The 319-nt window shown below is 52.0% G+C and carries 1 rRNA gene; it reads left to right on the forward strand.

Annotated elements, in window-relative coordinates:
- Positions 1-317, forward strand: a 23S ribosomal RNA gene (locus tag L687_RS43005); the annotation flags it as partial.
- Between the last annotated feature and the right edge of the window lie 2 nt (positions 318-319).

Here is a 319-nt window from a genome sequence, read left to right on the forward strand (position 1 = left end):
GTATAAGAGACAGGGATAGGTGGGAGACTTTGAAGCATGGACGCTAGTTCGTGTGGAGTCATTGTTGAAATACCACTCTGGTCACTCTGGATATCTAACTTCGAACCGTAATCCGGTTCAGGGACAGTGCCTGGTGGGTAGTTTAACTGGGGCGGTTGCCTCCCAAAAAGTAACGGAGGCGCCCAAAGGTTCCCTCAACCTGGTTGGCAATCAGGTGTCGAGTGTAAGTGCACAAGGGAGCTTGACTGTGAGACTGACAGGTCGAGCAGGGACGAAAGTCGGGACTAGTGATCCGGCAGTGGCTCTGTCTCTTATACAC

This window comes from Microbacterium maritypicum MF109 (assembly GCF_000455825.1).
In the GTDB taxonomy this organism is placed as follows: Bacteria; Actinomycetota; Actinomycetes; order Actinomycetales; family Microbacteriaceae; genus Microbacterium; species Microbacterium maritypicum_A.